Here is a 5,506-nt window from a genome sequence, read left to right on the forward strand (position 1 = left end):
GCCCGCCTGGGGGCGGGGCGGGCGCTGCCCGGCGGTGCCCGCCGGGCGGGATGGTAGGGCTGGGTGCGCGCGGAGTTCGGGCGGACGGAATCGTGTTGCCGGATGCAATCCCCCTGCGGCACGCCGCGGGGGCGGGAGGCGCCGGCATGGGCGCGTTTCGGGACCGGGGCGGGGCGATCTGTCGGGAGGGCGCGCGATGATGCCGGCGGGCGAAAGGCGGCTTCTGACCGGGCTCTTCGAGGCGGCGGTGCGGGCCGCCGATCCCGAGGCCGCCCTGGCGGCGAACCTGCCTGAGCGGCCGAAGGGGCGCACCGTGGTCGTGGGCGCCGGCAAGGGTGCCGCGCAGCTGGCCCGGGCCTTCGAGCGGCTCTGGGACGGGCCGCTCGAAGGCGTCGTGGTGACGCGCTACGGCTATGGCGCGCCCTGCGAGCGCATCCGGGTGCTCGAGGCGGCGCATCCGGTGCCCGATGCGGCCGGGCTCGCGGCAAGTGTGGCGCTGCTCGGCGCGGTCTCGGGGCTCGGGCCGGAGGATCTGGTGGTCGCGCTGGTCTGCGGTGGCGGCTCGGCGCTCTTGCCGGCGCCGCCGGAGGGGCTCGACCTGGCGGACGAGGCCGCGCTGAACGCGGCGCTGCTCGCCTCCGGTGCGCCGATCTCGGCGATGAACGCGATCCGCAAGCATGTCTCGCGCATCAAGGGCGGGCGGCTCGCGGCGGCGGCGGCGCCGGCGCGCGTGGTCAGCCTCGTGGTCTCGGACGTGCCCGGCGACGATCCCGCGCAGGTCGCCTCGGGGCCGACGGTGCCCGATTCGGTGTCGCGGGCCGATGCGCTGGCGGCGATGCGGGCCTGGAACATCGCCCTGCCCGAGCGGGTGCGGGCGCATCTCGACCGGCCCGAGGCGGCGGCCCCCGATCCGCGCGACGCGGTCTACGCGCGGAACTCGGTGCGGGTGATCGCCTCGGCCGCGCGCTCGCTCGAGGCGGCGGCGGCGAAGGCCGCCGAGGCGGGACTCCCCGCGGCGATCCTCTCGGACGCGATGGAGGGCGAGGCGCGCGAGGTCGGCCGGGTGCAGGCCGCGATCGCGCGCGAGGTGGCGCTGCGCGACCGGCCCTTCGCGCGGCCGGTGGTGCTGCTCTCGGGCGGCGAGACGACGGTCACGCTGAAGGGAGGCGGCAAGGGCGGGCGCAACAGCGAGTTCCTGCTCGCCTTCGCGCTCGGCATCGCGGGCCTCGACGGGATCGCGGCGCTGGCGGCCGATACCGACGGCATCGACGGCTCGGAAAGCAATGCCGGCGCCTTCGCCGACGGCGGGAGCGTCGCGCGGCTGCGCGCGGCGGGGCGGGATCCGGCGGCGCTCCTCGGCGACAACGACGCCTGGACGGCTTTCGATGCGTTGGGCGATCTCTTCGCGCCGGGGCCGACGGGCACCAATGTCAACGATTTCCGCGCCATCCTGTTGCGCTGACGGAGACGGGCCGGCGCGGCCCGATCGCCGCGGGTCGATCGGGCTGGGGACACCCGGTTCGTGCGGGAAGGCAACGGGCTGGGAGGGCAGCGGGTGCCGGCGGAGGCGCGCCCGCCGGCATCACATGCCCCGCGGCAGGTAGCGCAGCGCCAGCAGGCCGATCGCCGTCATCAGCGCGGCGAGGCCGGCGAAGGCGGCGGCGAAGCCGCCGATCATGAAGAGGAAGAAATAGGCGACCTGGGGCAGGAGCTCGGAGGCGTCGAGATAGGTGCGGTAGACCGTCGACATCTCCGCCCGCTCGCGCGCCCGCACCGCGCGCAGGAAGGGCACCGGGCCGAGGCCGTCGAGCATGGCCACGAAGAAGGCGGCCGCCACCAGCACGATCCCGGCCGGCGCCGGCGCGGCGCGGGTCAGCAGTGCCGCGAGCAGCACCAGCGCCGCCGCCACCAGCAGCGCCCCGCCGATCACCCGGCGCAGCGAGAACCGCGCCGCCCAGGACCGGGTGAAGAGGTTGTTGAGCAGCATCAGGTTGCCGCCGGCCACCACCATGGCGCCGGCCGTCGCGCTGCGCCCGCCTTCGACCATCAGGATCGGCGCATAGACGAAGAAGGTGGTCCAGAAGGCCGAGCGCGCGAAGGCGATCGACCAGGCGAGGCGCAGCCGCGGCTGGGCGGCGAAGCGGCGGATGGCGCGCAAGGGGCTCCGGCCGGGCGCGGCGGCACCGCCCGCGGCGCGGATCGGGCCGCCCTCGGCCAGCCTGCGATACCAGAAGAGCGCGGCGAGCAGGAGCGCGCCGGCGATGCAGACGAGGCAGGGCGCCCAGAGCCCGCGCGCCTGCATCAGCCAGACCCCGATCAGCGGCATCGCCGTCCAGGCCAGCGTCGAGACCGCGAAGCGCAGCGTCTCCGACCGCGCGAGGTCGCGCTTGCCGATATTGTCCATGATGTAGAGGTTGAGCGTGACGTTGATCACCGCCGCCCCGAGCGTGCGCGCGAGCAGCGCCAGCGCCAGCGAGGGCGGCGTCTCGAGCCAGGTCAGCGCCCCGCAGAGGGCGAGCAGCGCGCAGCCGAGCGAATAGGTCCATTTCCGGCTGATGCGCCGGACCAGGAGCGGGATCGCGAAGCTGAGGCAGAGGGCGGCGAGCGACACGGCGGTATAGACGAGGCTCACGGCCTCCTTGGTCTCGTAGAGCGCATAGGCGGTGAGCGGCAGCACCGTCGCCATCGCCGCGCGGGAGAGCGATTCGACGAAATAGAGCACGCTGAAGGTCCGGGCGCCGGGCCGCGCCGCGAGCGCGATGGGATGTCGGACGTGAAAGGCCATTTCGGGGGCGGCGGGCTGCGGTCGGCCCGGTGTCGCATCGGCGCGCGGCCGGCGCTCGCCCGGGAGCGACGCCTGATCGCGAGAGGCGGACGAACGTCAGCCCGGCCCCGGATACCAGCAGCGCCGCATCACCCGATGGGCGTAGATCGTGTCGGTGACGAAGCCTTGCTCCGGCCGCCAGGAGGCCACGAGTTCCGGCGTCACCCCGCCGACCGGGCAATCCGGGCCTTCGGCGTCGCGCGAGACGAAGAGCACCGCGCCCGGCCCCGGCGGCAGGGCATGGGCGAGGGCGTAATGATGCGGCGGGAAGCCCGCCACCGGGGCGGCATGGATCGCGAGGCGCGAGTCGCGCAGGGTGTAGAAGAAATCCGCAAGCAGCGTCCGGCTGTCGCTGACCAGGGTGTCGAGCCCCTCGGCCTCGGCGATGGCGGCGGCCCGGCGGCTGACCGCGCCCTGGCCGACGTAGCGGGCGAGCATCAGGTTGCCGCCCGGCGCGTGCCAGCGCGCGGCCTGGGTCGCCGCGATGGGCAGGGCGAGGCTCGCCGCGAGATTGACCGCGAAGGAGAGCGCGAGCAGCCGCCGCCGCGGCGCGAGCACCGCGACCCCGAGCAGCACCGCGCCGAGATGGCCCGCCGCCGCCCAGTTCGCATTGGCGCCCGAGCGCAGGGCCTGGATCGAGACCAGCGCGAAGACCGGCAGCGACATGGCGGCGAGGAACCGGCCCGGCGGGATCGCGCGCAGCCGGCCGAGGCCGCCGAGATAGGCGGCGAAGAGCACCGGGCCGGCCACGGCGAACTGCCCGCCCCAGAAGGCGAGCAGCGCGCCGGGCCGCAGCCCGGCGTCGCGCCAGTCGGTATTGTCGGCGGTGTGCTGCAGCGTCGCGAAATCGTGGCTCGCGTTCCAGGCGAGGTTCGGCGCGACGATCGCCAGCGCCAGCGCCGCCGCGAGGCCCGCGTCGCGCCAGGCGATGCGCCGCTCCGGCAGCAGCGCCGCCGCCAGCGCCGCACAGAGCGGGAAATAGACCATGGCGTATTTGGCGAGCAGCCCGACCCCGATCGCGGCCCCCAGCGCCAGCGCCCAGGCGACCGAGCGCCGCTCGCCCAGCGCGACGAAGGCGAGCAGCGCCAGGGCGAAGCAGAAGAGCATGGGCGTGTCGGTGGAGACGAGCAGGCTGCCGACCGCCACCGCCGGCAGGGTCGCGAAACCCGCGCCGGCCAGCCCGCCGATCCGCCCGCCGAAGAGCCGCCGCCCGGCGAGCGCCAGCAGCACGGCGGTGCCGGCATGGATCAGCGGCAGTGGCAGGCGGATCCAGAAGCGGTCGTTCGAGCCGATCTCGGTGGCGGCGCGCAGGATCCAGCCGATCAGCGGCGGCTTGGAATAATAGCCCCAGGCGAGCTCCTGCCCCCAGAACCAATATTGCGCCTCGTCGACGAAGAGGTCGGTGGCATCGAAGGGCAGGAGCGCCACGCGCCAGAGCGTGACCGCGGCGATGGCGGCGAGGCCGAGCCGGAAGCCGCGCGCCTCAGAGGGCGCGCTTCTCGGCATGGATCAGCCAGAGGTTGCGCGAATAGATGACGAGCCCGGTCGCCTGCCCGAGGATGAAGACCGGATCGCGGCGGTAGATCGCATAGGTGAGCAGGATCGCGCCGCCGGCGAGCGAGAAATACCAGAAGGCCACCGGCATCACCGACCGGCGGGCCCGTTCCGAGGAGATCCACTGGATCAGGAAGCGCATCGAGAACATCAGCTGCCCGGCGAGGCCGACGACCACCCACCAGAACTCGCCCCAATGGTCGACGCGGAAGAACTCGAAGAGCGTTTCCAAGTCAGGCCCCCGTCAGTTCGGTGCCGCGGGCCTTCTTGCGCCGACGGATCAGCCAGCTCACGCCGACCAGGTCGTAGGCGCCCACCACCGCGCGGCTGAGATTGGCATAGTTCGACTTGCCGGCATGGCGCTCGGCATGGGCGACGTCCTGATGCAGCGTGCGCCAGCCGTCGCGCGCCACCAGCGCCGGCAGGTAGCGGTGCATGTGGTCGAAATAGGGCAGCGCCAGGAAGACGTCGCGCCGGATCAGCTTCAGCCCGCAGCCGGTGTCGCGGGTGCCGTCCTTCAGGAGCCGCGAGCGGATGCCGTTCGCCGCCCTGGAGGCCCAGCGCTTGGAGAGCGTGTCGCGCCGCCCGATCCGCTGGCCGGCGATCAGCGCCACGCCCTCGGGGAAGTCCCGCCCCTCGAGCCGGGCGAGCAGCCTGGGGATCTCGGCGGGCGGGTTCTGGCCGTCGCCGTCGAGCGTGCAGATCACCGCGCCGCGCGCCGCGAGCACGCCGCTGTGGATCGCCGCCGACTGGCCGCCGCTGCGTTCGTGCGCGACCACCCGCAGGAAGGGAAAGCGCGCGACGAGCGCCGCCGCCTTGGCCGCGGTGCCGTCGGTCGAGCCGTCGTCCACGTAGATCGCCTCGAAGGGGCCGGCTCCGGCGCAGGCCGCGGCGATGCCTTCGGTGACCAGTTCGAGGTTTTCGGCCTCGTTCTTCATCGGCACGACGATCGAGAGCCAGGGGCGTTCGGGGGATCGATCCAGCTGCGGCGGCATGGCCCGGACTCTCCCTGCACCTCTCCGGCGGACGCGGCGACCGCGCGCAGGGCCCATGCCGCGAAGACTGGTCGGAGTGAGAGGATTCGAACCTCCGACCCCCTGCTCCCGAAGCAGGTGCGCTACCAGGCTG

The 5,506-nt window shown here is 74.0% G+C and carries 5 protein-coding genes; 1 reads left to right on the plus strand and 4 read right to left on the minus strand.

Going from position 1 to position 5,506, the window contains the following annotated elements:
* Positions 1-199: 199 nt before the first annotated feature.
* A complete protein-coding gene (locus tag V7050_RS17660) occupies positions 200-1,462 on the plus strand; it encodes a glycerate kinase type-2 family protein (protein WP_324375261.1) in 1,263 nt (420 codons plus the stop codon).
* 120 nt (positions 1,463-1,582) lie between these two features.
* On the opposite strand, the gene V7050_RS17665 is transcribed toward V7050_RS17660, so the two are convergent.
* The 4 genes from V7050_RS17665 to V7050_RS17680 form a co-directional block, all read right to left on the minus strand.
* A complete protein-coding gene (locus V7050_RS17665; RefSeq protein ID WP_324375240.1) occupies positions 1,583-2,785 on the minus strand; it encodes an MFS transporter in 1,203 nt (400 codons plus the stop codon).
* 96 nt (positions 2,786-2,881) lie between these two features.
* Complete coding sequence (locus V7050_RS17670) at positions 2,882-4,330, minus strand: ArnT family glycosyltransferase (RefSeq protein WP_324375242.1); 1,449 nt, start codon at positions 4,328-4,330, stop codon at positions 2,882-2,884.
* Positions 4,308-4,610 carry a lipid-A-disaccharide synthase N-terminal domain-containing protein gene (locus tag V7050_RS17675; RefSeq protein WP_324375244.1) on the minus strand — a complete coding sequence of 101 codons (303 nt, stop codon included), beginning with the start codon at positions 4,608-4,610 and terminating at the stop codon, positions 4,308-4,310. The genes V7050_RS17670 and V7050_RS17675 overlap by 23 nt, the downstream gene beginning before the upstream one ends.
* Position 4,611: 1 nt before the next feature.
* Positions 4,612-5,373 (minus strand): glycosyltransferase family 2 protein, encoded by a 762-nt coding sequence (locus V7050_RS17680; protein ID WP_324375246.1) that lies wholly within the window; start codon positions 5,371-5,373, stop codon positions 4,612-4,614.
* Between the last annotated feature and the right edge of the window lie 133 nt (positions 5,374-5,506).

It is taken from the genome of Amaricoccus sp., assembly GCF_036846665.1.
Classification (GTDB): domain Bacteria; phylum Pseudomonadota; class Alphaproteobacteria; order Rhodobacterales; family Rhodobacteraceae; genus Amaricoccus.